Source organism: Sutcliffiella horikoshii, assembly GCF_020524325.1.
In the GTDB taxonomy this organism is placed as follows: Bacteria; Bacillota; Bacilli; order Bacillales; family Bacillaceae_I; genus Sutcliffiella_A; species Sutcliffiella_A horikoshii_D.
Map to the genome: position 1 here is coordinate 24,024 of NZ_JAIVKY010000006.1, position 23,975 is coordinate 47,998.

The following is a 23,975-nucleotide window of genomic DNA, read 5'->3' on the forward strand; positions in this document are numbered from 1 at the left end:
ATAAAAAAGTCTAAATTTTTTATCTGACGTACTCAGTTGTCCTTCTCCAGTGGACAAATCGGTTTACACAAACCCTTATAGATGTTACACTCTTACTAGTATTTATGATTATTAGTTTTATTTTTATAAGGGAGTGTTCTCTGTGAATGGAAAAATGAAGGCAATCGTGAAGCATCATCGTGGATATGGTGCCGAACTTCAAATGATAGATATACCAAAAATTAAAGAAGATGAAGTGTTAATAAAAGTAAAAGCAACATCTATATGCGGTACGGATGTTCATATTTATACATGGGATGAATGGTCTCAAAGCAGGGTTAACCCTCCATATGCATTCGGACATGAATTTGCTGGTGAGATTGTTGAAGTTGGCAGCAAGGTTAACAATGTACAGTTGGGCGACCAAGTTTCCGCTGAAACGCATATCGTTTGCTACAAATGTCCACAATGTCTTCAAGGTGACTACCATATTTGTAAAGATACGAAAATAATCGGAGTAGACACACAAGGTTGTTTTGCTGAGTATGTAGCACTTCCTGCAGTAAATGTATGGAAAAATCCTAAAGAAATGCCGTATGATGTTGCTTCTGTACAAGAACCAATGGGAAATGCGGTTCATACGGTACTTGCAGGTGATGTAACAGGTAAATCTGTAGCAGTTATCGGTTGCGGCCCTATTGGAATTATGGCAGTAGGTGTTGCTAAAGCGGCAGGTGCTTCTCAAGTTATTGCCATCGATTTAAATGAATATCGCTTAGATCTTGCAACGAAAATGGGCGCTACAACAGTAATTAATGCTAAAGAAGCCAACCCAGTAGAAGAAGTCATGAAGTTAACAGATGGACATGGTGTGGAAGTGGTATGTGAGATGTCAGGTCATCCTATTGCCATGAATCAAGGATTCAAAATGATTACTAACGGCGGAAGAGTTTCCATCTTGAGCTTACCTGTTCGTCCAGTTGAACTGGATATCACCAACGATATCGTATTCAAAGGGGTTACCGTTCAAGGCATTACAGGAAGAAAAATGTATTCTACATGGCAGCAAGTATCAAGCCTTCTTAAATCAGGTCAAGTTGATGTGAAACCGATGATTACGCATCACTTCCCGCTTGAGGAGTTTGAAAAAGGCTTTGATTTAATGATTTCCGGTCAATGTGGTAAAGTTGTATTACATCCATAACAGTATATAGGAGGGGTTAAAATGAAAGGTTTTGAATACCTACAAGAAGAGTTAGATCAAATGAAAGAACAAGGTACATTTCGTAAGCTGGTACCTTTAGAGTCCGATCAGGGGTCCAAAGTTGTTATCAACGGTAAAGAAGTTATTCAGCTCTCTTCCAATAACTATCTAGGATTGACAACCCATCCTCGTTTAGTGAAAGCTGCTTTAGAAGCAGTTGAAAAATACGGTGCCGGAACAGGTTCGGTTCGTACAATTGCCGGTACTTTCACCATGCATGAACAACTAGAAGAAAAATTAGCAAAGTTTAAACATACAGAAGCAAGTCTTGTGTTCCAATCTGGATTTACGACTAATCAAGGGGTTCTTTCTGCAATTCTTTCTCCGGAAGATGTTGTAATTTCCGATGCGTTAAACCATGCATCCATTATCGATGGAATCCGATTAACAAAGGCTGCGCGTAAAGTGTACAAGCATGTTGACATGGAAGATCTAGAGCGTGCATTGAAAGAATCCGGCGAATACCGTAAACGTCTTATCGTAACAGACGGCGTATTCTCTATGGACGGAAATATTGCCCCTCTTGATAAAATTGTAGAACTTGCTGAAAAGTATGATGCGCTTGTAATGGTGGACGATGCTCATGCTTCTGGTGTACTAGGTGAAAATGGCCGTGGTACAGTAAATCACTTTGGCTTGGATGGACGTGTGCACATTCAAGTTGGTACATTAAGTAAAGCAGTCGGCGTTCTTGGTGGGTATGTAGCGAGCTCTCGCTCTTTAATAGACTATTTAATCCACAAGGGCCGTCCGTTCCTTTTCAGCACTTCACATCCACCAGCAGTAACTGCTGCATGTGATGAAGCAATCCAAGTTTTACTTGAAGAGCCTGAACTTATTGAGAAACTATGGGACAATGCCAAGTTCTTTAAAGATGGACTTCTAAAATTAGGATTTAATACCGGCGAAAGTCAAACGCCAGTTACTCCTGTTATCGTAGGGGACGAAGCTCTATCTCATAAATTCTCTGATAAGTTGTTAGAATATGGAGTTTTTGCACAAGGTATTGCGTTTCCAACGGTAGCAAAAGGACTTGCACGTGTAAGAACAATCGTAACTGCTCAACACTCAAAAGAAGAGCTTCAAGAAGCACTGGACATCTTCGAAAAAGCAGGGAAAGAACTAGGAATCATATCGTAATAATCAAAGAGAGACACCTCATACGTGTCTCTCTTGTTATGTATTTATTACTATTAACCTTCACTTCCTCTTAAAATATGTAGATTTATGTAAACTTCTCCATATTTATTGTTTAAGAAGCCATAAAATTATATACTATGTTAATGTGTAGAGTTTTATGCGCTCTACTTTCTGGAAAGGAGTTATCACAATGAATGAGAAACAAAGAGTGGAAGCAGGCCAAGTAGTCACTGGAAATTCTTCGGACAAAAAATCCGAAAAGGATTTCAGTAAATACTTTGAGTCTGTTTATGTACCACCTTCCCTAAAAGATGCGAAAAAACGGGGTAAAGAAGAAGTTGCCTATCAAGATTTTACAATTTCTGATGAATTTAAAAACCTTGGGGCTGGCAAGAAATTTTATATTCGTACGTATGGATGTCAGATGAATGAACATGACACGGAAGTAATGGCAGGGATCTTTCTTGCTTTAGGTTACGAACCGACCTATACAGTTAATGATGCGGATGTTATCCTTTTAAATACCTGTGCGATCCGGGAAAATGCAGAGAACAAAGTCTTTGGTGAACTAGGACACTTAAAGACGTTGAAAAAATCAAGACCAGGTTTATTAATTGGTGTTTGTGGCTGTATGTCCCAGGAAGAATCAGTAGTGAATAAGATTTTGAAAACCTATCAGCAAGTTGACATGATTTTTGGTACTCATAATATTCACCGTCTTCCTAACATTTTAAAAGAAGCGTATATGTCTAAAGAAATGGTCATAGAAGTCTGGTCTAAAGAAGGCGACGTAATTGAAAACCTTCCAAAAAACCGTAAAGGTGAAATTAAAGCCTGGGTAAACATCATGTACGGCTGTGACAAGTTCTGTACGTACTGCATTGTGCCATATACACGAGGCAAAGAGCGTAGCAGACGGCCAGAAGATATTATTCAAGAAGTGCGTCACTTGGCAGCACAAGGTTATAAAGAAATTACCTTGCTTGGACAGAATGTAAATGCGTACGGAAAAGATTTTGAGGATATGAAATATGGACTTGGCGATTTAATGGACGAAATCCGTAAGATTGACATTCCTCGAATCCGTTTCACAACAAGTCATCCAAGAGACTTTGATGATCGCTTGGTGGAAGTGCTTGCTAAAGGCGGTAATCTCCTTGATCATATTCATTTACCGGTTCAGTCAGGAAGTTCTGAGATATTGAAATTAATGGCTCGAAAATATGATAGAGAACGTTACCTTGAGTTAGTTGGTAAAATTAAAGCGGCAATGCCTAATGCTTCATTAACAACAGATATCATCGTTGGTTTCCCTAATGAAACAGAAGAACAGTTTGAAGAAACAATGTCTCTGTATCGTGAAGTGGAATTTGATACAGCATATACATTCATCTATTCACCACGTGAAGGTACGCCTGCTGCAAAAATGGTGGATAATGTACCCCTTGAAGTAAAGAAAGACCGTCTTCAACGATTAAACGCACTTGTAAATGAGATTTCTGCAAAGAAATTAAAAGAGTACGAAGGTCAGATTGTCGAAGTGTTAGTCGAAGGGGAAAGTAAGAAAAATCCGGATGTTCTTGCCGGGTACACAGATAAAAGCAAACTAGTTAACTTTAGAGCCCCAAAATCTGTCACTGGTAAAATTGTCAAAGTGAAAGTGGTTAAAGCGAAAACTTGGACATTGGATGGAGAATTGGTGGAAGAAGTAGCAGAAGAAGCACTGGAGGTATAAAAAATGGCAAAATATACGAGAGCAGATATAGTAGAAAGAGCAAAAGAATTGGCACAAATGATCGCTGACACAGAAGAAGTAGAATACTTCAAACGTGCAGAAGAACAAATCAATGAGAACCAAAAGATTAAAGAAATGGTAGCAAGTGTGAAAAGCTTGCAGAAGCAGGCTGTTAACTTCCAACATTACGGAAAAACAGAAGCTTTAAAGAAAACAGAAGCGAAGTTAGATGCACTTTTAGCAGAAATGGATGAGATTCCTATTGTGCAAGAGTTCAAAACTTCCCAAACAAATGTAAACGACCTATTACAATTAGTTTCTTCATATATCTCCAAAACAGTAACTGACGAGATCATCGTTGCAACTGGAGGAGATGTCCTTCGCGGAGAAACCGGCTCCTACGTAAAAAACACCACATACGGTGGAGGAAGCTGCTCATAATTTTACTAAAAGCATGGAAGCTTATTTCCATGCTTTTTTTATAAAAAAATATATTAGACTGTTGATTTCCGTTCCAGGCGCTTCGCTTGCCTGCGGGCGGTCCGTGGGCCTCCTCACATCGCTTTACGCCACTGAAAAAGTCAAAAAATTTAGATGTAGTTTATACACCGCTGTTGATTTCCGAAAAAGGCTTCGCTTTCCTAGGGGCGCTGCTGGAGCCTCCTCGGCTACGCCTGCGGGGTCTCCACCTAGCGCTATCTCCCTCAGGAGTCTACGCCTTTTTCTCCAATCACCAGCTAGAAATCATTTAAGTACATGAGATTTCAGTTTTTCAGTGGCTTCTCTGCTCCTACGGGGTCTCACCCGTCCCTTCCTCCCGCGGACGTTTGCGCGCCTTCCACTACAATAAATAAGGTCACTTAATTTATTGAAGGGTTTTGAAAAGAAATCTGACCGAGTTAACTGAAAAAGCAGTAACATGTGGGTTTTATGTTATTTCCAGCTGTGGATTGGAGCAAATGGCGAAGACTCCAGCGGGGGAGTAACGGTAGCTTGAGACCCCTGAAGCGTTGTGAGGAGGCTCAAGCACGGTCCCGTGGAAAGCGAAGCCATTTGCGGAAAGGAACAGCGGAGTAGAACGCTTATAAATCTTTTAGGCGGGTTGATTTTGTAAGCTTTTTTTAGCGTCTGCTGCACCTTGTGATTTTTTCAAAAAATAGGCACATATCCAGATAAGCTTGCATACAATGAACTATACGTTAATGTGTTAGAAATCATTTAGTTATGCAGCAAATTCAATCTAATCACAATTGTCATTTAACCCGCATAGGATGAAATGAAGATTGTAATGAGGAGGGTGTATGCTCGAATGTCTGAATACAGAGAAATTATCACAAGAGCAGTAACCGGCAAAGGTAGAAAGTTTACGCAGTCCAAACATACGATTAGTCCCTCGCATCGTCCTACAAGCATTTTAGGATGCTGGGTCATTAACCATACGTATGATGCGAAAAAAGTGGACGATACCGTGGAAGTAAAAGGGAAATATGATATTAACGTCTGGTATTCACACAGTGACAATACGAAGACGGAAGTAGTGACGGAAACTGTTTCCTACAAAGATGTCGTTAAGCTAAGGTATAAAGATGAAAACAGCCTTGGTGATGATCATGAAGTAATAGCGCGTGTCCTACAACAGCCTAATTGCTTAGAAGCGAGCATCGCTGACAAGGAAGCAAAAGTGGAAGTGCAAGTGGAAAGAGAATTCTTGACGGAAATTATTGGAGAAACCAAGATTACTGTGGAAGTACATCCAGACACATTAGCGGATGATAATGACTGGGATGTTGATGAGGATGAGTTTGAAGACTTAAATCCAGACTTTATCGTCGACGGATACGAAGAGTAAAGGGAACTGGGGAGCAATTTGCTTCCTGGTTTTTTTGTTGAATCTTGATTTAACCAGTGATGATTACCATGCTATCAGCAATCACCCCTGAAACGCCAAAATATGATATAATAAAGCAGCAAAAAACAATAGTTGGGGGATTACGATGGCTTCTTATACGCCGATGATACAGCAATACCTGAGAGTAAAGGCAGACTATCAAGATGCCTTTTTATTTTTTCGCCTAGGCGATTTTTATGAAATGTTTTTTGAAGATGCGACAAAAGCATCTCAAGTTCTTGAAATTACATTAACCAGCCGTGACGGAGGGGGAAAAGAACGAATCCCGATGTGTGGAGTACCCTATCATTCGGCTCCTAATTATATAGATCAACTAATTGAAAAAGGTTATAAAGTAGCTATTTGTGAACAAGTGGAAGATCCGAAACAGACAAAAGGGGTCGTGAAAAGAGAAGTAGTTCAGCTGATCACTCCTGGAACTGTCATGGAAACAAAAGGGCTTTCTGACAAACAAAATAACTTTTTGACTTCTATTACACACTTTGAGGATGAGACATTTGGGCTTGCGTATGCCGATCTTTCTACAGGTGAACTTCATACAACAGTTATAACTGGTCCTGTCCAGCAACTTGTAAATGAGGTATATTCCATTGGAGCAAAGGAAATAGTGGTTTCTGAGAAATTCCCACTAGACCTTGTTCAAATGATTAAAGAGAGAATGGTTACCACATGCTCTTATGAGGAAGCAACTGATATCCCGATGGAATTTAATCAGATCGTCATAAATTTGGAACAAGAGAAGTTGCAAATATCTGTCGGAAGATTACTTCATTATTTAAAGAGAACGCAAAAGCGCAGTCTTGATCATCTTCAACCTGCCAGGTTTTTTGAATTAGATCAATCAATGAAAATCGACCTCTTTTCAAAGCGCAACCTTGAGTTGACGGAAACTATCCGTTCCAAAGGGAAAAAAGGTTCCTTGCTATGGTTGTTAGATCAAACCGTCACAGCAATGGGTGGTCGATTATTAAAGCAATGGGTGGACAGGCCTTTAATTAACCCTGCACTTATTAATCAGCGTCATGATATGGTAGAGACCCTTATTAATGAGTATTTTACAAGACAAGAAATTCGAGAATTATTAAAAGAAGTATATGACCTTGAAAGGCTTGCCGGAAGAGTTGCATTCGGAAATGTAAATGCAAGAGATCTTGTGCAACTACGAAAGTCTCTGTCACAGATTCCTCATCTGAAGTCGATGGTGGAAAAGCTTCCAATAGACAATACTTCCATTCTGGACAATATGGATGAGTGTGAGGAATTGACGACTCTACTTCATGATAGCTTAATTGAGCAACCCTCCTTGTCGGTAAAAGAAGGCAACATGATGAAGGATGGGTTTCATGAGGAGCTGGATAAGTACCGAGATGCTAGAAGAAACGGCAAGACTTGGATAGCTGAATTAGAAAAAAGAGAACGAGATTTAACGGGGATACGGTCTCTTAAAATAGGATATAATCGCATTTTTGGTTATTATATTGAAATAACAAAAGCGAATATTTCGTCTCTACCAGAGGGCAGGTATGAGAGAAAACAGACACTTGCCAACGCAGAGCGATACATTACAGAAGAATTAAAGGAAAAAGAGACACTTATTTTAGAAGCGGAAGAAAAGATTGTCGCACTAGAATATGAGCTTTTCCTGAAACTTCGTGAAGAAGTAAAGGTATATATTCCGAGACTGCAGAAACTTGCGAAAGCAGTTAGTGAAATCGATGTCCTTCAATGCTTTGCAACCATTAGCGAAGACAGGTACTACACAAGGCCTTCTTTTAATGATGAGAGAAAGGTATATATCACAGAAGGTCGTCACCCTGTAGTGGAAAAAGTGATGGATGCGAACGAATATGTACCGAATGACACATGGATGGATAAGGAAAATGAGATGCTTCTTATCACAGGTCCGAACATGTCTGGTAAAAGTACTTATATGCGTCAAGTGGCCCTGACAGCTATTCTCGCTCAGATAGGCTGTTTCGTTCCGGCAAAAGAGGCGTCCCTTCCTATTTTTGATCAAATCTTCACGAGAATAGGAGCAGCCGATGACTTAATATCTGGTCAAAGTACATTTATGGTTGAAATGCTAGAAGCTCGTAACGCCATCGTCTATGCAACGCAGAATAGCTTGATTCTATTTGATGAGATTGGCCGCGGTACTTCCACATATGACGGAATGGCCCTTGCTCAGGCATTAATTGAATATATCCATGACAAAATTGGAGCTAAAACCTTGTTCTCCACTCACTACCATGAATTGACTTCCTTGGATAAAGAGCTTAAAAAACTCAAGAATATTCACGTGAGCGTCGTCGAACAAAATGGGAAAGTGGTATTTCTTCATAAAATGAAAGAAGGACCTGCAGATAAAAGCTATGGTATTCATGTGGCGGAACTCGCGGAACTTCCTAAAGAATTAATAACAAGAGCCCAAACAATCCTTGAAAAATTAGAAAGTCAACCGAAGAGTGAACCTGTCGAAGTTGCTGCAACTAAAGAGGTAGACTTATTGGAAAAAGATCCTCTTACACAACTATCCTTTTTTGATGAGACAAAAGAGAGCAAGCAATCAGAGAAGCAGAGCCGAAGTGAAAAAGCAGCACTTGAAAAGCTAAAGAAAATAGAGTTGCTTGAAACGACACCGCTAGAAGCGTTGAATAAACTGCACGAAATTCTGAAGTTATTAAAAGTTAAATCATAAAAAGAAAGGAGGAAATAGAATGGGGAAGATTGTCCAGTTAGATGAGAGTTTAGCGAATAAAATCGCTGCCGGGGAAGTGGTAGAGCGTCCTGCTTCTGTCGTAAAAGAGCTGGTGGAGAACGCTATTGACGCTAACTCCACCATCATCGAAATCGAGCTTGAAGAAGCTGGTCTATCGAAAATCCGTGTCCTCGACAATGGTGATGGTATAGAACAGGAGGATGTTCTGACGGCATTTCAACGGCACGCTACAAGTAAAATTAAGAATGAAAATGATCTGTTCCGTATCCGGACGCTTGGCTTTAGAGGAGAGGCCCTTCCGAGTATCGCTTCCGTATCACTTTTTGACATTACCACAAGTACCGGGGAAGGCCCGGGTACACATCTAAGTTTTAAAGGCGGAGTGCTAGAAACTCAAGAGCTGTCGAGTAGCAGAAAAGGAACGGATATCATCGTGCAGCACTTATTTTTCAATACTCCTGCACGATTAAAGTATATGAAAACCATCCACACAGAATTAGGCAATATATCAGATATGGTGAATCGGCTTGCATTAGCTCATCCTTCTATTTCCTTCCGTCTTAGTCATAATGGGAAAAGGATGCTCGCTACAAATGGGAATGGTGACAGCCTACATGTGTTAGCTGCCATTTATGGGATGAATATCGCAAAAAAAATGGTTCCCATCCACTTTACTTCGCTAGATTTTGAAGTGAAAGGGTATATTGCCATGCCTGAAGTGACACGAGCATCCAAAAATTATATCTCCACTATAATTAATGGACGCTACGTGAAAAACTATACAGTGGTAAGAGCAATCCAAGAGGGATATCACACACTCCTGCCGATTGGAAGGTATCCAATTGTTTATATAGAAGTCATGATGGACCCTCTTTTAGTGGATGTGAATGTACATCCGGCCAAGTTAGAAGTAAGGTTGAGTAAAGAAGATGAGCTTTATAGACTTGTAGCTGAAGGGATAAAAGATGTATTTGGTCAAAAACAACTTATTCCTTCCAATAGCCCAAGAAAGCAGACAAGCTATACAGAAGAACCAAAGCCTACCCAACAAACCTTTACACTTGATGAAAGATTACCTTTTGATCGTCCGGTACAAAGTCAAGAAGTACCTTTTATTAAGAAGAAAGAAGAAGAGAGCAGAACGTTTCAAGTTAACGAACCCTCTAATACTTGGGAAGATACTAACCATAACGATGCTTATCGCCATAATCAGCATGAGGAGTTTTTAGACGATACTTTTGATGAAGTAGAAGAAGTTTATACCGAAAAACAACCTGAACCTTCTTCTGAAGAAAAGAGAGAGTCGCGTATTCCTGCTCTATATCCTATTGGTCAAATGCATGGTACCTATATCGTTGCGCAAAATGAGAATGGACTTTATCTAATTGATCAGCACGCGGCACAAGAGCGAATAAACTATGAATATTTTTATCAAAAACTCGGTAGGGAAGAAAGAAATCTACAAGAACTTCTTGTTCCTTTGACCATTGAATGTTCTCTAGACGAATATTTGTTTCTCGAAGAGCATGCGGAAGCCTTTGAAGAGGTAGGAATCATGCTAGAACCCTTTGGGCACCAAACATTCATCGTGAAGGCTCATCCTGTTTGGTTTCCAAAAGGAGAAGAGAGAGAAACGATCGATGAAATGATTAATTTATGTTTGGAAAAGAAGAAAATAAACATCTCTGACTTAAGAGAAGAAGCAGCCATTATGATGAGCTGTAAAGCAGCAATAAAAGCCAATCATCATCTTAGACAAGATGAAATAACAGCTCTTTTAAATACGTTAAGAGAAGCTGAAAATCCATTTACATGTCCTCATGGAAGACCGATTCTTATTCATTTTTCGTCCTATGAATTGGAAAAGATGTTTAAGAGGGTCATGTAAAAATAAGAAATTTTTTATCAGTTAGATTGAGTTCTAAGGAAAATGGGTATAATGATATCTTGTGATAAAGAATAATTGAGAGAGTGAGTGAGCGTTGGGAGAGAAACAAAAAGTCATTGTGATAATTGGTCCGACAGCAGTAGGAAAAACGAAAACAAGTGTGGAATTGGCTAAAAGGCTAAACGGTGAAATCATTAGCGGAGATTCCATGCAAATCTACAAGACAATGGATATTGGGACTGCCAAAGTAAAAAAAGAAGAAATGCAGGGTATTCCTCACTACCTCCTAGATATTAAAGAGCCTCAAGAGGCTTATTCGGTCGCGGAATTCCAACAGGATGTTCGAAATAAGATCGACGAAATTACTTCAAGAGGTCGTATTCCCATCATTGTCGGCGGAACGGGTCTGTATATTCAATCTGTCCTATATGACTATCAATTTTCAGAAAGTGGGAAGGATGACGAAATTCGTCTCCGCCTTGAAAAAAGAAGTCAAGAAATTGGAGTAGAAAAATTGCATCAAGAGCTTACGGAAATTGATCCGAAAAGTGCTGCCAATATTCATCCCAATAATGTGAGAAGAGTAATCCGTGGGCTGGAAATATTCTATACTACTGGCAAAACCATGTCAGAGTACCAAGATACTCAGCAACCTGAGCCATTGTACGACATTGCCTTAATTGGTCTCACCATGGACAGAGAAAAGTTATATGAAAGAATCAATCTCAGAGTGGACCTTATGATGGAGGAAGGGTTGCTAGAAGAAGTGCAAGCTCTTCATCATAATAAGATTCGAGATTGTCAGTCGATTCAAGCAATAGGCTATAAGGAATTGTATGCTTACTTTGATGGTAAGGTGACGTTGGAGCAGGCTGTGGATGACTTGAAGCAAAATTCAAGAAGATATGCAAAAAGACAGCTCACTTGGTTCCGTAATAAAATGGATGTAACTTGGATTGACATGACAGATGGTGATTTCGAGCAAAAGTTATCACAAATTTTCACGATTATAGCAGGAAAGCTTCGACTTGAAGCGAATAAGTAAGGAAGATAGAGATAAGAGGAGGAAGAAAAAGATGAAGCAATCAATTAATATCCAAGATCAAGTTCTTAACCAATTAAGAAAAGATGGAACAAGCGTAACGGTTTTCTTGCTGAATGGGTTTCAACTTCGCGGATTAATAAAAGGGTTTGATAATTTTACTGTGCTTTTAGAAACAGAAGGGAAGCAACAGTTGATTTATAAACATGCCATCTCTACTTTTTCTCCATCAAAGAACGTTCAAATAGAAACAGAAGCCTAAAACCAGCTATAAGCTGGTTTTTTTATTTTGCATAAAATAAACATATAGCTCTCTTATAATCATATATTTAGTTAATAAATGGAGAATTTCTCTCCATTTGTTTTATTGCGGAAATAATGGGCTCGAAAAGCAGTAATTATTTCTCGGGAAAGCGCATAATATGACAAGTTTGTCAATAGTTTGATGAAAATATATGAAAGTTGTAGAAGAAAATCGAAACAGAGCAGATTTAACAGGAATGTTGTAAAAGGAATGGTTTATCACATCAGGATATGTCGGATTTTGGCGTGGAAATGAGGTGGACATCTTGGATCAACCCATGAAAAACCAGAATGGGAAAATAAATATTGTCTTAAATGGGCAGAAAAAACCGTTGAGAGTCACCCATGTTCATACAATAGAGGAACCGCTTACTCCTACAAATCATGCAATATTACAGGAAATAGAGCGGGAAATGGGGGAATTAGTAGGATTACAAGAAATGAAAAAAGTGGTCAAGGAAATATATGCATGGATTTATGTGAATAAAAAGCGCGAAGAAGTGGGGTTGAAAACAGAGAGGCAAGTGCTTCATATGATGTTTAAAGGCAATCCCGGGACAGGAAAGACGACTGTTGCCAGGTTGATTGGAAAGTTGTTTTGTGACATGAATGTCCTTTCAAAAGGTCACCTGATTGAGGCGGAAAGAGCCGATCTTGTCGGAGAATATATTGGGCATACTGCTCAGAAGACGAGAGATTTGGTGAAAAAAGCTTTAGGGGGTATTTTGTTTGTGGATGAAGCTTATTCCCTTGCAAGAGGTGGGGAAAAGGATTTTGGAAAAGAAGCTATTGATACCCTGGTGAAACATATGGAAGATAAGCAGCATGACTTTATTTTGATACTTGCAGGCTATCAGCGTGAGATGGAAGAATTTTTGCGGACGAATCCTGGGCTTATTTCCCGTTTTCCTATTATCGTCGATTTTCCCGATTATTCTGTGGAGGAATTGATGGAGATCTGTCAGCGTATGCTGAAAGAACGAGAATATATTATGAGTAAAGAAGCGGAATGGAAAATGCGTGAGCATCTCAATCAAATGAAAAGTGTGTTATTGCCCTCTGCTTTCAGCAATGGCCGCTATATTAGAAACGTTCTGGAAAAATCAATAAGGACTCAAGCGATGCGACTTTTAATGTATGACAGTTTTCATAAAAATGAATTGATGACAATTGAAGCGAGAGATCTTCTCCTCAAATGAATATCTAAATTAAAAATAGCAGCCAGGCGGCTGCTATTTTTGCATTATCCAATGCTTTTATTCACTTGTTCCCTATCTTCGTTAATGGCATCTGCGGTCAACTGGCCAGAAAGTGTCACCATTGGCACTCCACCGCCTGGATGAGTAGAACCGCCGGTAAAGTATAGGTTATCAAGCAGCTTACTTCTGCAAGGGATTTTAAATCCGCCATTCTTTTTACGATCTGTCACTACTCCATAAATAGAGCCTCCGTTTGCCCCGTATAGATTCATTAAATCGTTTGGAGTAAAACAGTATTCGAATTCTATGGATGAAGATAACCCTTCAAGACCCATTCTTTCTAATTTTGAAAGTACTTTTTCGCGATAAATATCCTTATATTCATCCCATGTCTCGCCTTCTTTTAATGGTGGAACGTGGGTGAGGACAAATAGGTTTTCTTTTCCTTGCGGCGCTTGGCTTGGATCAGTTTTAGACGAAACGCCGATATATATAGTAGGGTCATTTGCTGGCTTTCCTTCGTTGAAGATGGTGTTAAACTCTAATTCAGGGTCTTCAGAGAAAAAGAAATTATGATGGGCCAGTTCATCATATTTTTTGTTCACGCCGAGAAGTAATACAAGACCTGAAACAGTTGGAGAAAACTTTTCTAAATCTCCAGCCGCTCTTTTGGCCATTGGAATATCCTTTAACAATGTTTTATATGTTGGGATCGCTTCAAGGTTTGAAACAACCAGATCTGCAGGGATTTCTTCGCTATTCTCTAAGATAATGCCGGTCGCTTTCTTTCCATCTGTAGTAATTTTACGAACGGAGGTATTCAAGCTATACGTAACACCCATTTCATCCAAGAGGCTCTGCATGGCTTCGGCAATTTTATACATCCCGCCTTTTACATAGTAAATACCTAGACCAAGTTGAACGTGCGTTAACTGTGACAGGACAGCAGGAGCATGATATGGAGAAGAACCAATATACATGATCATAAAATTAAAAAGTTGTTGGAGATGTTTGTCTTCAAAATACTTCTTTGTAATTTGATCCATCGATTTCATCGGATCCATCCCGATAAGTTCCTTCAGGTTATGCAATGCTCGAAGTTCAGCTAATCCTGAAAGGCTCTTCTTGTAAAAACTCTTCATGCTATACTCATACATTTTGCTGCAATAATTCAGATACTCGAAAAAACCGTTTGCGTCTTTGGCAGAGAGTTCTTTAACTTGCTCCAACATTTTAGGAAGATCACTAGTTACATCAATTTTCGTACCGTCTTCAAAGAAGGTTCTCCATTGAGGCTCCACTCTTTCAATGGTAATATAATCATGTAGATTTCTTTTTGCGCTTGCAAACAATTGTTCCAAGACCCATGGCATTGTCAGGATGGATGGACCAGTATCAAAAGTGAATCCCTTGCCTGAACGAATGTTTAACTTACCTCCAAGACGCTCTCCTTTTTCAATAACATGTACATCGTAACCGTCGGCAGATAGTCGGATAGCAGCTGATAAACCTCCAAGTCCGCCACCAATTACTACTACTTTCTTTTTCATTCTTATTCCTCCTTATGAAAACTAATAAGTTTGACTAGACTGTCTAGTAGATAGAAGTAAAATATATGTGTTTACAACTTTACATTTTACCCTTTTTTTCTATTTTCAAACTAAAATAGAAGTATATGGAGGAGTTAATAATGACTGTATTAATATTAATTATGACATTATTACTAGGGAGAGTACTGTTTTTTCATATTCCTAGTTTGTTGTATAAGCAAGAGAAATCATCTTTACTAAGAAAGGTATCTGTCATTATCCCTGCCAGAAATGAAGAAGGGAATCTACCTGTTTTATTAAAATCACTGCAGGGTTATCACGGGAAGGTAAAAGAGATAATTGTGGTAGATGATCACTCCACCGATGAAACTATAAAGGTTGTAAGAACATTTGGGGCGAGGGTTGTCAAGTTAGAGGACCTTCCTGCCGGATGGTTTGGAAAATCCTTTGGATGTTGGAACGGGGCAAAACATGCTACCGGAGATTTATTTTTATTTTTAGATGCCGACACAATTATCTCGGAAAATGGCTTAGAGAATATGCTTTCCGCCTACAAGGGAGAAGGGGAAGTGCTTTCCATTCATCCTTATCACAACATTAAAGAAAAATATGAGAGCTTATCTTCTTTTTTTCATCTAGTTGTTATGGGGTCCCTTGGTGCTTTTCATATTTTGCAAAAATGGCTGCCGGTTAAGGGAGCATTCGGACCGTGTCTTCTAATCCATCGACAAGATTATTTTAAGTATGGTGGTCATCAAGCGATTCAGGGAGAATTAATGGAGAACATGGCATTTGGCTTTCAGGTACAAAAGCACGGCGGAAAAGTTAGGTGCTTTAGCGGAATGGGAGCAATTGAAATGAGGATGTACCCAGAAGGTTTTGGTTCGCTGTGGAATGGATGGAGCAAAAGTTTTGCAACAGGCGCATCTAAAACAAGTATTTGGTATTTGATGTTGGTTTGTGTATGGCTTGGAGGTTTGATGACTTTTCTAACAAGCTATCAAACCATTCCTTTAGAACTTTATGTTGCTGGATATGTGTTGATCGCTTTGCATATTAAGAGGACGCTAGCGATTATCGGAAACTTCGGGTGGGGAACTGCATTATTATTTCCTTTTCATCTACTATTCTTTTTTATCTTGTTTGGCTACTCTTGTGTACAAACTTTTTTCAAAAAGAATGTTACTTGGAAAGGACGAAAAATTGACTTGTGAAGTTTGTAAAAAAACAGGAGGCAGATTCACCTCCTGAAGATAATGATTTAATGGACACCTTAAACTTATGCAGCACTTTGTAAACTTCGGTTAGGCAACCTCCATTTGTACGTGTAAGATAATACACGTAAAGAGACAATTCCTACAAAAAGGATATAAAGTTGAACTGGGGAACTTGCTATTCCAAACCCGATGATTAAGCCGGCAAGTATTGCCCAAGCTGCATATATTTCCGCTCTCAATACAAGTGGCCTTCTGCCTGCAAGCAAATCACGGATGATACCGCCGCCGCTACCAGTTAGTACTGCAGCAACCACTACTGCGCTAATGGGGTGATTCATGCCTGTAGCAAACAAAGCTCCTTGGATGGCAAACGCGGCAAGGCCGATTGCATCAAAGAAGTTTCCCCACTTCCTCCAGTGTTTTAACAAATTGTTTGGAAATAAGAAGACTGTTGTCATGGCGACAAGGGCTACTTGAAAGAGCATCCCTTGCTCCCAAAGTGCCGAAACCGGAACTCCGATAAGGAGATTTCGCACAGCTCCCCCGCCAAACGCTGTTACAATTCCTAATATATAAACGCCAAGTATATCATACTCTTCTTCCATCGCTACAATCGCACCACTTATCGCAAATGCGATAGTGCCAATGATGCTGAAAACTTCCCAAGTCATGCGATCACTCCATCATAAAAATACATTAACTATAAAGCCTTCCTGATTTTATATAGAAAACAAGCGGAATGCAATAGTTTTAGAGGATTTAATAGAGAAAAAACGTATATTTTGATATGATTAAGGAACTTATTCAACCATAACTAACAATTTTTTAGAAAAAGGGGTTACGCATTTGAACGAAACGCAAAAGAAAGAAAAAGAAAGGGTCATCCTGGTAGGGTGTCAATTGCCAAAAGATGACGATCAAACATTCTTCTATTCCATGGATGAATTAGCATCCCTGACCAAAACTGCCAATGGTGAAGTACTGGTTTCCTTAACGCAGAAGAGGGAGCGAGTTCACCCCGCTACATACATAGGTAAAGGAAAATTAGAGGAGCTGGTCCATCTTGAAGAAGAATTGGAACCTGAAATCATAATCTTTAATGGAGAACTGGCACCAAGTCAAAACAGGAACCTTTCCAAGATTCTAAATGCCAGAATCATTGATCGCACCCAGTTAATACTGGATATATTTGCCCAGCGTGCAAAATCAAAAGAAGGTAAGCTCCAAGTGGAGTTGGCTCAGCTGCAGTACCTCCTACCCCGTCTTGGTGGAAAAGGTGTGGAACTGTCCCGTCTTGGTGGCGGGATAGGAACAAGAGGGCCAGGCGAAACGAAGCTAGAATCCGATCGCAGACATATTAATAGAAGAATTGTGGATATCAAAACACAGTTAACTTCTATTGTCAGTCATCGAGAGAGATATCGTGAGCGCAGAAAAAGAAACCAAGCATTTCAACTTTCGTTGGTCGGTTATACCAATGCAGGGAAATCCACCATTTTTAATCGTCTGACAGAAGCTGGTACGTTTGAGGAGAACCTATTATTCGCAACGCTTGACCCGACAACAAGAAAGGTCATGATGCCATCTGGATTTAATGCCCTTCTGACTGACACCGTAGGTTTTATTCAAGACCTGCCGACCTCACTTGTAGCGGCATTCCGTTCTACACTTGAAGAAGTAACAGAAGCTGATCTGATTTTACATGTGGTCGATAGCTCAAGTCCTGATCACGTTAACCATGAAAAAACGGTAGACAAATTGTTGAAGGAACTAGGTGTGGAGGGTGTTCCAGTACTAACAATTTATAATAAAAGAGATCAAACAACAGAAGGGTTCACACCTGCTTATAATGAAGAAATGCTGCATATCAGCGCTTTAGATTCTAGGGACATTACTTTATTAATCAATAAGATAGAATCGCTTATCAAAGTTCAGATGGAGCCCTATCATATCGTTGTGCCGTCTTCGGAAGGAAAATTGATTGCACAATTAAAACAAGAGACCGTCCTTTCAACTATGGAATTTACCGAAGAGACTGAAAGCTATGAATTACAAGGCTATTATTTTGATAACTCAAAATTGGCTTCTGTTATACAGCAAAGAATGAAGAAATAGAGGAGAATTCAAATGTTCCATTTATTACAGCATGGGGAAGTCATTGAACCGATTGTACGTAAAATAGAAGAAAAACTTCAAGAAGGTTTTCGGGAAGTGGATGCGGGCGTGGAAACCAATCAATTCCGCGTTTTAAAAAGCTTTCAGGAGAATCGTGTAAGTGATTCTCATTTCATCCCATCTACTGGATACGGATATGATGACATTGGACGAGACACACTTGAGAAAATCTATGCGGAAGTATTCGGCGGGGAAGCGGGACTAGTGCGTCCTCAAATCATCTCAGGCACACATGCCATCTCGATTGCGCTGTTCGGTGTGTTAAGGCCAGGAGATGAACTACTTTATATCACTGGAAAGCCATACGATACTTTAGAAGAAATTGTGGGAATTCGTGGAAGTGGTGTAGGTTCTTTAAAAGAATACAACATCGGTTACAAAACAATTGACCTTAAAAATAACCGCGGAATTGACTGGGAAGCTGTCAGCAATGCGATAACGCCTTCTACTAAAATGATCGGGATCCAACGCTCAAAAGGGTATGCCACAAGACCGTCATTTACTATTGAAGAAATAAAAGAAATGATTCGTTTCGTTAAGGAAATTAAACCAGATGTGGTTGTTTTTGTAGACAACTGCTACGGAGAATTCGTGGAGCTTGAAGAACCATGCCATGTTGGGGCAGATTTAATGGCAGGTTCTTTGATTAAGAATCCTGGTGGTGGTATCGCTAAAACAGGCGGATACATAGTTGGGAAAAAAGAGTTGGTGGAAGCTTGCTCCTATCGGATGACTTCACCTGGAATTGGTGCAGAGGCCGGCGCGAGTCTTTACAGTCTGCAAGAAATGTATCAAGGTTTCTTCCTTGCACCACATGTGGTTGGACAAGCCTTGAAGGGCGCCATGTTCACTGCTGCATTTTTAGAAGAACTCGGGATGAATACCTCCCCAAGCTGGGATGCGCACCGTACCGATTTGATTCAATCTGTGCAATTTGATGATAAAGATAAAATGATTGCCTTCTGTCAGGCAATCCAATATGCATCACCTGTCAATTCCCACGTTACGCCATATGCGAACTACATGCCTGGCTATGAAGATGATGTCATAATGGCTGCAGGAACGTTTATTCAGGGTGCAAGTATTGAGCTTACTGCAGATGGTCCAATCAGAGCCCCGTATGTGGCATATGTTCAAGGTGGCTTGACATATTCGCATGTTAAGATTGCTGTTTGTAGTGCGGTGGATCATTTGATTAGTAAGGGGTTATTGGATAGTTGATTTTTTAGGAGTCTAGGGGTAACCCTGGGCTTTTTTGTTTTTATCGGTTATGAAGACTATCTTGAGTGGGGATTTGAGTTGAGAGTGTCTTCATTAGTGGGATGAAGACATTAACGGGTAGGATTTTAAGTTGAGAGTGCTTTCATAAGCTGCATGAAGACACTTCCAAGATCAAATTTGGGTTGAAAGTGTCTTCATAATTATTTTAGCTCGAGCACAAAAAGAGCTAACTTAAAATACAGTATGTTTTTAAATGTACGGAACGGGTTATAGATAAAGGGGACCAATTATCCCTATTACATAGACTACATTCCTCATTTCACCTAATTATTCTTATTAAATAAAAAACGATGTAAGAAAACCTAACATCTCCTTGACAGATTATCTAACATCGCATAAACTAAGAGTAACTTCATAGGAAATGATGAAAGGAGGATTTGTAGTGAGTGACAATATTAGACGTTCGATGCCATTATTTCCAATAGGAATTGTCATGCAACTAACGGAATTGTCAGCTCGACAAATCCGATATTATGAAGAAAATGGGCTTGTATTTCCGGCTCGTTCAGAAGGCAATCGCCGACTTTTTTCTTTCAATGATGTCGATACTCTATTAGATATCAAAAACCTCATTGAACAAAAAGTGAACATAGCTGGCATCAAACAGTTAATGGCAGTCAAGCAACAGCACCATGATGTTCCTTCCGAAGAAGTGACGAAAGAGGCTGCTAAGCCAGAACTGTCGGATGATCAACTGCGCAAGCTATTGCGTGCTGAAATGATGCAAGCGGGAAGATATAATCGAACTAGTCTTCGTCAAGGAGATATGTCCCGATTTTTCCATTAATTTTTTTGAGTTTTTTGGTAAGTTTTTATTAAAACTATAATAGTAAAAATTTTGAGGAGGAACTTATTTATGGCTAAGTACACACACGAGGACATTAAACGTATCGTCCAGGAGGAAAATGTAAAATACATCCGTCTTCAATTCACGGATATCCTTGGAACAATCAAAAACGTAGAAATTCCTGTAAGTCAATTGGAGAAAGCGTTAGATAACAAGATGATGTTTGACGGATCTTCCATCGAAGGTTTTGTTCGTATTGAAGAATCTGACATGAACTTATACCCTGATCTTGATACATTCGTAGTATTCCCTTGGACTTCTGAAAAAGGTAAAGTTGCACGTTTCATCTGTGACATTTATAACCCAGATGGAACTCCATTTGATGGAGACCCTCGTGCAAACTTGAAACGTATGTTAAAAGAAATGGAAGACCTAGGATTTTCCGATTTCAACCTTGGACCAGAGCCAGAGTTCTTCCTATTTAAATTAGATGAAAAAGGCGAGCCGACATTAGAGTTAAATGATAAAGGTGGATATTTCGACTTGGCTCCAACGGACCTTGGTGAAAACTGCCGCCGTGATATCGTTCTTGAGCTTGAAGAAATGGGATTTGAGATTGAAGCATCTCACCATGAAGTAGCACCTGGACAGCATGAAATTGATTTCAAATATGCAAGCGCAATACAAGCTTGTGATGACATCCAAACGTTTAAACTTGTTGTAAAAACAATCGCTCGTAAGCACGGATTACACGCAACATTCATGCCTAAACCACTTTTCGGAGTGAACGGTTCTGGTATGCACTGTAACCTTTCACTATTTAAAGACGGCGAAAATGCGTTCTACGATGCTAACGGTGACTTAGAATTAAGTGACACTGCAAGACACTTTATCGCAGGTATCATCAAGCACGCGACAGCGTTCACAGCAGTAACAAACCCTACTGTAAACTCTTATAAGCGTCTTGTACCTGGATACGAAGCACCTTGTTATGTTGCTTGGTCCGCTCGTAACCGTAGCCCATTAATCCGTATTCCGGCTTCTCGTGGAATTTCCACTCGTGTAGAAGTTCGTAGTGTAGACCCTGCAGCTAACCCATACCTTGCTATGGCGGTATTACTGCAAGCTGGTCTTGACGGAATTAAGAATAAACTAGAAGCTCCAAAACCAATCGACCGCAACATCTATGTGATGAACAAAGAAGAACGTGTCGCTGCTGGTATCGCTGACCTTCCAGCAACACTTGCTGCAGCACTTGATGAATTAAAGTCCAATGAAGTAATTCAAGCTGCTCTAGGAGAGCATTTACTTGAGCACTTCATTGAAGCAAAAGAGATCGAGTGGGATATGTTCCGCACACAGGTTCACCCATGGGAGAGAGATCAATATTTAACTCAGTACTAAGACATAAAAAAACCTTCGCACATTTTCGTTGCGAAGGTTTTTTTATGTTTTGTGATTTTTGTCCTGTCATAATATCCGCTTAAAACAAATAAGCTTTAGTAGTAAGTGTACAAGGGAGTGGCTAAATGGCAAAGGTGAATCAGCCTACTGTAACGGCAGAAATGATTGAAAGGTATTATGAGTGTAATAAACAAAAGAAAGAAATAGAGCAGCAGATGGAAGAATTAAAGGAGCGCTTTCATCTATATTTTAACAAAAGCTTTGGAGAAGATGAAAAAGCAGAAATTGTGATGGGAGGTTACAAGCTGCAAAGACAGGTGAGAAAATCAGAAAAATACTCTGATGAAACCATTCACAAGCTTGAGGCTTTAAAAATGACTGAATTGATAAAAACAGTCAAGAAGCCTGATGATGCGAAAATTAAAGCAGCCATCCAACTAAATCTCATTAAAGAAGAGGATCTTGAAGGTTGTTTGGTTACCAATTCATCCTTGGCAATATCAGTGAAGCCGCTTACGCCAAAATAAATTCTTAAGGGGATAGTTAGATGTCAGAACAAAATCAGATAAGGCCGGTTTCTAAAGGTGCTTGGTTCCGTATAGTGTTTCTTGTTTTTGCTCTTGTAAACCAACTTCTCGTAGTCTATGGTAAATCACCCCTGCCTTTTTCTGAAGAACAGTTAGAGCAATTATTTAGCTTAGTTTGGACTTCTGTTGCTGCACTTATTGCCTGGTGGAAAGACAATGACTGGACAAAGAAAGCTAGGAGTAGAACTAAGTAAAAAGACCGAGGTAATTGCCTTGGTTTTTTCTCGTTTCTGACCTTAAAAATTGTTGGAGTGTGTTTACTATGAAAATTCTCCTTTTCGCAGATCCCGGAATTGACGACTCAATAGCAATTATATATGCATTGCTACATTCAGAAATCGAAGTAATGGGAATCGGTACAGGGGATGGAAATGTTTCTGTTTTTGGCGCAACAAAGAATTCAGCGTATTTGTTGGAACGAACTTGCAGGAAGATCGGATATTCCGGTAATCATCGAGGAAAATATTGAAGATATCGTGATTGTGAATGTAGGAAGACAAACATCCCTAGCTTTTGCTTTTAATCTCCGCCCTGAACTAATGGAACAGGTTAAAGAAGTATATCTTATATCTTATGGGGGAGTGTTTATGGTACCAGGTAACGTAACTGATGTTGCCGAAGCCAACTTCTGGGGAGATCCAAATGCTACATATGTTATTTTGAATAAAGCGCAAAAAGTGTATATTACCCCACTCAATGTAACAGACAGAGCAATAGTGACAAGTGATATAGCAACGTACACTTTTAATCATACAAATAGTCCGTACAAAACATTAATACCAGAAGTTACGAATTATTATGCTACATTTTATGATCAGGTAATGCCGGGTATTGACGGTTCACCATTGCACGATGTTTTTACCCTATATTATTTATTAAATAAGGATAATACGTATACAGTCAAAAGGGATGTGAGGGTTGCTATTGTTGATGGAAACAGAGGGCAGAGTATAGCGGATTTTAGAATGGTCTACAAAGAGCCGGACCGAGAGCATTATATAGCAATGGATTTTAATTATAATCACTTTATTAAAGACTTTATTTGTGTTAACTTGGCGGTGGTGGAGAGCTTGCTTGATTATGCAAAAGTTGAAATGCCTGCTGAATAAAATAAGATAATGTGATAATTATAAGGACATAGTATCTCAGCGGGGTGATATGGCAATGGATTTAAACTGGATCTGGAAAGCGGTTTTAATCACGTTTATTGGAACATTTTTACTAAGAATTGCAGGAAGAAAGTCTATATCCCAAATGACATTGGCTCAAGTGGTGATAATGATAGGGATAGGTTCACTGTTAATTCAACCTTTGGCTGGGAAGAGTATCTGGGTGACATTTGGTGTGGGGATAACACTGGTGGTAACACTAGTACTAATGGAGCTTTTGCAATTAAAGTCAGATATTTTTGAAAAATTAATTACAGGTAAATCCAAAATATTAATTGAAAACGGAAAATTAAATGAAGATACATTGAAAAAGTTAAGGTTTACCAATGATCAACTAGAGATGAAACTAAGACAAAATAGTATTTCGAGCATAAGCGATGTGAAGTGGGCCACACTTGAACCAAATGGACAGCTAGGATTTGAATTAACCGAACAAGCAAAGTCTGTAACCAGGAAGGAATGGAACCTCCTTTTTCAAGAGATTCAGCTTCTAAAAATAATGATAGACCCCTCATGCAAACCAAGCCATGTATCCAACAACGTGGGAGAGGGGAATTTATTTACGGAAGTCAAAAATGGAAAGCACACATTAAAAGAAAGTCCTGATGAAAAACTTGATTAAATTAA

The 23,975-nt window shown here is 39.4% G+C and carries 22 protein-coding genes; 20 read left to right on the forward strand and 2 right to left on the reverse strand.

All coding sequences use genetic code 11. The features are described from left to right. Window positions 1–142 precede the first annotated feature (142 nt). The 10 genes from tdh to spoVK all read left to right on the forward strand — a co-directional run bounded on the left by tdh (window position 143) and on the right by spoVK (window position 13,178). Complete coding sequence (gene tdh, locus LC091_RS07120) at window positions 143–1,183, forward strand: L-threonine 3-dehydrogenase (protein WP_187442381.1); 1,041 nt, start codon at window positions 143–145, stop codon at window positions 1,181–1,183. Window positions 1,184–1,204: 21 nt separating this feature from the next. Further along, the gene (locus tag LC091_RS07125) at window positions 1,205–2,383 is read left to right on the forward strand and encodes a glycine C-acetyltransferase (protein ID WP_010193426.1); all 1,179 of its coding nucleotides are present in this window, start codon (window positions 1,205–1,207) and stop codon (window positions 2,381–2,383) included. Between the two features lie 190 nt (window positions 2,384–2,573). Beyond that, window positions 2,574–4,118, forward strand: coding sequence for a tRNA (N6-isopentenyl adenosine(37)-C2)-methylthiotransferase MiaB (gene miaB / locus LC091_RS07130; protein ID WP_226681358.1), 1,545 nt, complete (start codon window positions 2,574–2,576; stop codon window positions 4,116–4,118). A gap of 3 nt (window positions 4,119–4,121) precedes the next feature. Then, the gene (locus LC091_RS07135) at window positions 4,122–4,559 is read left to right on the forward strand and encodes a RicAFT regulatory complex protein RicA family protein (protein WP_088018149.1); all 438 of its coding nucleotides are present in this window, start codon (window positions 4,122–4,124) and stop codon (window positions 4,557–4,559) included. A gap of 868 nt (window positions 4,560–5,427) precedes the next feature. Then, the gene (gene cotE / locus LC091_RS07140; RefSeq protein ID WP_148978891.1) at window positions 5,428–5,967 is read left to right on the forward strand and encodes an outer spore coat protein CotE; all 540 of its coding nucleotides are present in this window, start codon (window positions 5,428–5,430) and stop codon (window positions 5,965–5,967) included. A 145-nt stretch (window positions 5,968–6,112) separates the two neighbouring features. Next, a complete protein-coding gene (gene mutS / locus LC091_RS07145) occupies window positions 6,113–8,725 on the forward strand; it encodes a DNA mismatch repair protein MutS (RefSeq protein ID WP_226681359.1) in 2,613 nt (870 codons plus the stop codon). Window positions 8,726–8,744: 19 nt separating this feature from the next. After that, window positions 8,745–10,634: a DNA mismatch repair endonuclease MutL gene (mutL, locus tag LC091_RS07150; RefSeq protein WP_226681360.1), complete on the forward strand. Its 1,890-nt coding sequence runs from the start codon at window positions 8,745–8,747 to the stop codon at window positions 10,632–10,634. Between the two features lie 94 nt (window positions 10,635–10,728). Next, a complete protein-coding gene (gene miaA, locus LC091_RS07155; protein ID WP_226681361.1) occupies window positions 10,729–11,679 on the forward strand; it encodes a tRNA (adenosine(37)-N6)-dimethylallyltransferase MiaA in 951 nt (316 codons plus the stop codon). Between the two features lie 31 nt (window positions 11,680–11,710). After that, the gene (gene hfq / locus LC091_RS07160; protein WP_010193436.1) at window positions 11,711–11,938 is read left to right on the forward strand and encodes an RNA chaperone Hfq; all 228 of its coding nucleotides are present in this window, start codon (window positions 11,711–11,713) and stop codon (window positions 11,936–11,938) included. A 307-nt stretch (window positions 11,939–12,245) separates the two neighbouring features. Further along, on the forward strand, window positions 12,246–13,178 hold the full coding sequence (gene spoVK / locus LC091_RS07165) for a stage V sporulation protein K (protein ID WP_226681362.1): 933 nt from the start codon (window positions 12,246–12,248) through the stop codon (window positions 13,176–13,178). A 44-nt stretch (window positions 13,179–13,222) separates the two neighbouring features. On the opposite strand, the gene LC091_RS07170 is transcribed toward spoVK, so the two are convergent. Then, complete coding sequence (locus tag LC091_RS07170) at window positions 13,223–14,728, reverse strand: phytoene desaturase family protein (protein WP_226681363.1); 1,506 nt, start codon at window positions 14,726–14,728, stop codon at window positions 13,223–13,225. Window positions 14,729–14,868: 140 nt separating this feature from the next. Here LC091_RS07170 and LC091_RS07175 point away from each other — a divergent pair, with 140 nt between their 5' ends. Beyond that, window positions 14,869–15,942, forward strand: a complete 1,074-nt coding sequence (locus LC091_RS07175) for a glycosyltransferase (protein ID WP_226681364.1) — start codon at window positions 14,869–14,871, stop codon at window positions 15,940–15,942. A 65-nt stretch (window positions 15,943–16,007) separates the two neighbouring features. On the opposite strand, the gene LC091_RS07180 is transcribed toward LC091_RS07175, so the two are convergent. After that, window positions 16,008–16,616 (reverse strand): trimeric intracellular cation channel family protein, encoded by a 609-nt coding sequence (locus LC091_RS07180; RefSeq protein ID WP_226681365.1) that lies wholly within the window; start codon window positions 16,614–16,616, stop codon window positions 16,008–16,010. A gap of 175 nt (window positions 16,617–16,791) precedes the next feature. Here LC091_RS07180 and hflX point away from each other — a divergent pair, with 175 nt between their 5' ends. From hflX to LC091_RS07225, 9 genes are all read left to right on the forward strand, one after another. Further along, a complete protein-coding gene (gene hflX / locus LC091_RS07185) occupies window positions 16,792–18,060 on the forward strand; it encodes a GTPase HflX (RefSeq protein WP_226681366.1) in 1,269 nt (422 codons plus the stop codon). A gap of 12 nt (window positions 18,061–18,072) precedes the next feature. Next, a complete protein-coding gene (locus LC091_RS07190) occupies window positions 18,073–19,341 on the forward strand; it encodes a methionine gamma-lyase family protein (protein WP_226681367.1) in 1,269 nt (422 codons plus the stop codon). A 442-nt stretch (window positions 19,342–19,783) separates the two neighbouring features. Next, window positions 19,784–20,188: a MerR family transcriptional regulator gene (locus tag LC091_RS07195; protein WP_226681368.1), complete on the forward strand. Its 405-nt coding sequence runs from the start codon at window positions 19,784–19,786 to the stop codon at window positions 20,186–20,188. A 69-nt stretch (window positions 20,189–20,257) separates the two neighbouring features. Beyond that, the gene (gene glnA / locus LC091_RS07200; protein ID WP_226681369.1) at window positions 20,258–21,592 is read left to right on the forward strand and encodes a type I glutamate--ammonia ligase; all 1,335 of its coding nucleotides are present in this window, start codon (window positions 20,258–20,260) and stop codon (window positions 21,590–21,592) included. Window positions 21,593–21,717: 125 nt separating this feature from the next. Next, complete coding sequence (locus LC091_RS07205) at window positions 21,718–22,119, forward strand: hypothetical protein (protein ID WP_226681370.1); 402 nt, start codon at window positions 21,718–21,720, stop codon at window positions 22,117–22,119. 20 nt (window positions 22,120–22,139) lie between these two features. Further along, complete coding sequence (locus LC091_RS07210) at window positions 22,140–22,373, forward strand: phage holin (RefSeq protein WP_226681371.1); 234 nt, start codon at window positions 22,140–22,142, stop codon at window positions 22,371–22,373. A gap of 68 nt (window positions 22,374–22,441) precedes the next feature. Beyond that, window positions 22,442–22,648 (forward strand): nucleoside hydrolase, encoded by a 207-nt coding sequence (locus tag LC091_RS07215; RefSeq protein WP_226681372.1) that lies wholly within the window; start codon window positions 22,442–22,444, stop codon window positions 22,646–22,648. Next, window positions 22,551–23,288 (forward strand): nucleoside hydrolase, encoded by a 738-nt coding sequence (locus tag LC091_RS07220; RefSeq protein WP_226681373.1) that lies wholly within the window; start codon window positions 22,551–22,553, stop codon window positions 23,286–23,288. The genes LC091_RS07215 and LC091_RS07220 overlap by 98 nt, the downstream gene beginning before the upstream one ends. 55 nt (window positions 23,289–23,343) lie before the next feature. Further along, window positions 23,344–23,970 (forward strand): DUF421 domain-containing protein, encoded by a 627-nt coding sequence (locus tag LC091_RS07225; protein ID WP_226681374.1) that lies wholly within the window; start codon window positions 23,344–23,346, stop codon window positions 23,968–23,970. The last annotated feature ends 5 nt before the right edge of the window (window positions 23,971–23,975 follow it).

Excerpts from the sequence above, each read along its gene's own strand:
- LC091_RS07125 (WP_010193426.1), top strand. The coding sequence starts at position 1,205 with ATGAAAGGTTTTGAATACCTACAAGAAGAGTTAGATCAAATGAAAGAA.
- miaB (WP_226681358.1), top strand. The coding sequence starts at position 2,574 with ATGAATGAGAAACAAAGAGTGGAAGCAGGCCAAGTAGTCACTGGAAAT.
- LC091_RS07135 (WP_088018149.1), top strand. The coding sequence starts at position 4,122 with ATGGCAAAATATACGAGAGCAGATATAGTAGAAAGAGCAAAAGAATTG.
- cotE (WP_148978891.1), top strand. The coding sequence starts at position 5,428 with ATGTCTGAATACAGAGAAATTATCACAAGAGCAGTAACCGGCAAAGGT.
- mutS (WP_226681359.1), top strand. The coding sequence starts at position 6,113 with ATGGCTTCTTATACGCCGATGATACAGCAATACCTGAGAGTAAAGGCA.
- mutL (WP_226681360.1), top strand. The coding sequence starts at position 8,745 with ATGGGGAAGATTGTCCAGTTAGATGAGAGTTTAGCGAATAAAATCGCT.
- hfq (WP_010193436.1), top strand. The coding sequence starts at position 11,711 with ATGAAGCAATCAATTAATATCCAAGATCAAGTTCTTAACCAATTAAGA.
- LC091_RS07170 (WP_226681363.1), bottom strand. The coding sequence starts at position 14,728 with ATGAAAAAGAAAGTAGTAGTAATTGGTGGCGGACTTGGAGGTTTATCA.
- LC091_RS07175 (WP_226681364.1), top strand. The coding sequence starts at position 14,869 with ATGACTGTATTAATATTAATTATGACATTATTACTAGGGAGAGTACTG.
- LC091_RS07180 (WP_226681365.1), bottom strand. The coding sequence starts at position 16,616 with ATGACTTGGGAAGTTTTCAGCATCATTGGCACTATCGCATTTGCGATA.
- LC091_RS07190 (WP_226681367.1), top strand. The coding sequence starts at position 18,073 with ATGTTCCATTTATTACAGCATGGGGAAGTCATTGAACCGATTGTACGT.
- glnA (WP_226681369.1), top strand. The coding sequence starts at position 20,258 with ATGGCTAAGTACACACACGAGGACATTAAACGTATCGTCCAGGAGGAA.
- LC091_RS07205 (WP_226681370.1), top strand. The coding sequence starts at position 21,718 with ATGGCAAAGGTGAATCAGCCTACTGTAACGGCAGAAATGATTGAAAGG.
- LC091_RS07210 (WP_226681371.1), top strand. The coding sequence starts at position 22,140 with ATGTCAGAACAAAATCAGATAAGGCCGGTTTCTAAAGGTGCTTGGTTC.
- LC091_RS07215 (WP_226681372.1), top strand. The coding sequence starts at position 22,442 with ATGAAAATTCTCCTTTTCGCAGATCCCGGAATTGACGACTCAATAGCA.
- LC091_RS07220 (WP_226681373.1), top strand. The coding sequence starts at position 22,551 with ATGTTTCTGTTTTTGGCGCAACAAAGAATTCAGCGTATTTGTTGGAAC.
- LC091_RS07225 (WP_226681374.1), top strand. The coding sequence starts at position 23,344 with ATGGATTTAAACTGGATCTGGAAAGCGGTTTTAATCACGTTTATTGGA.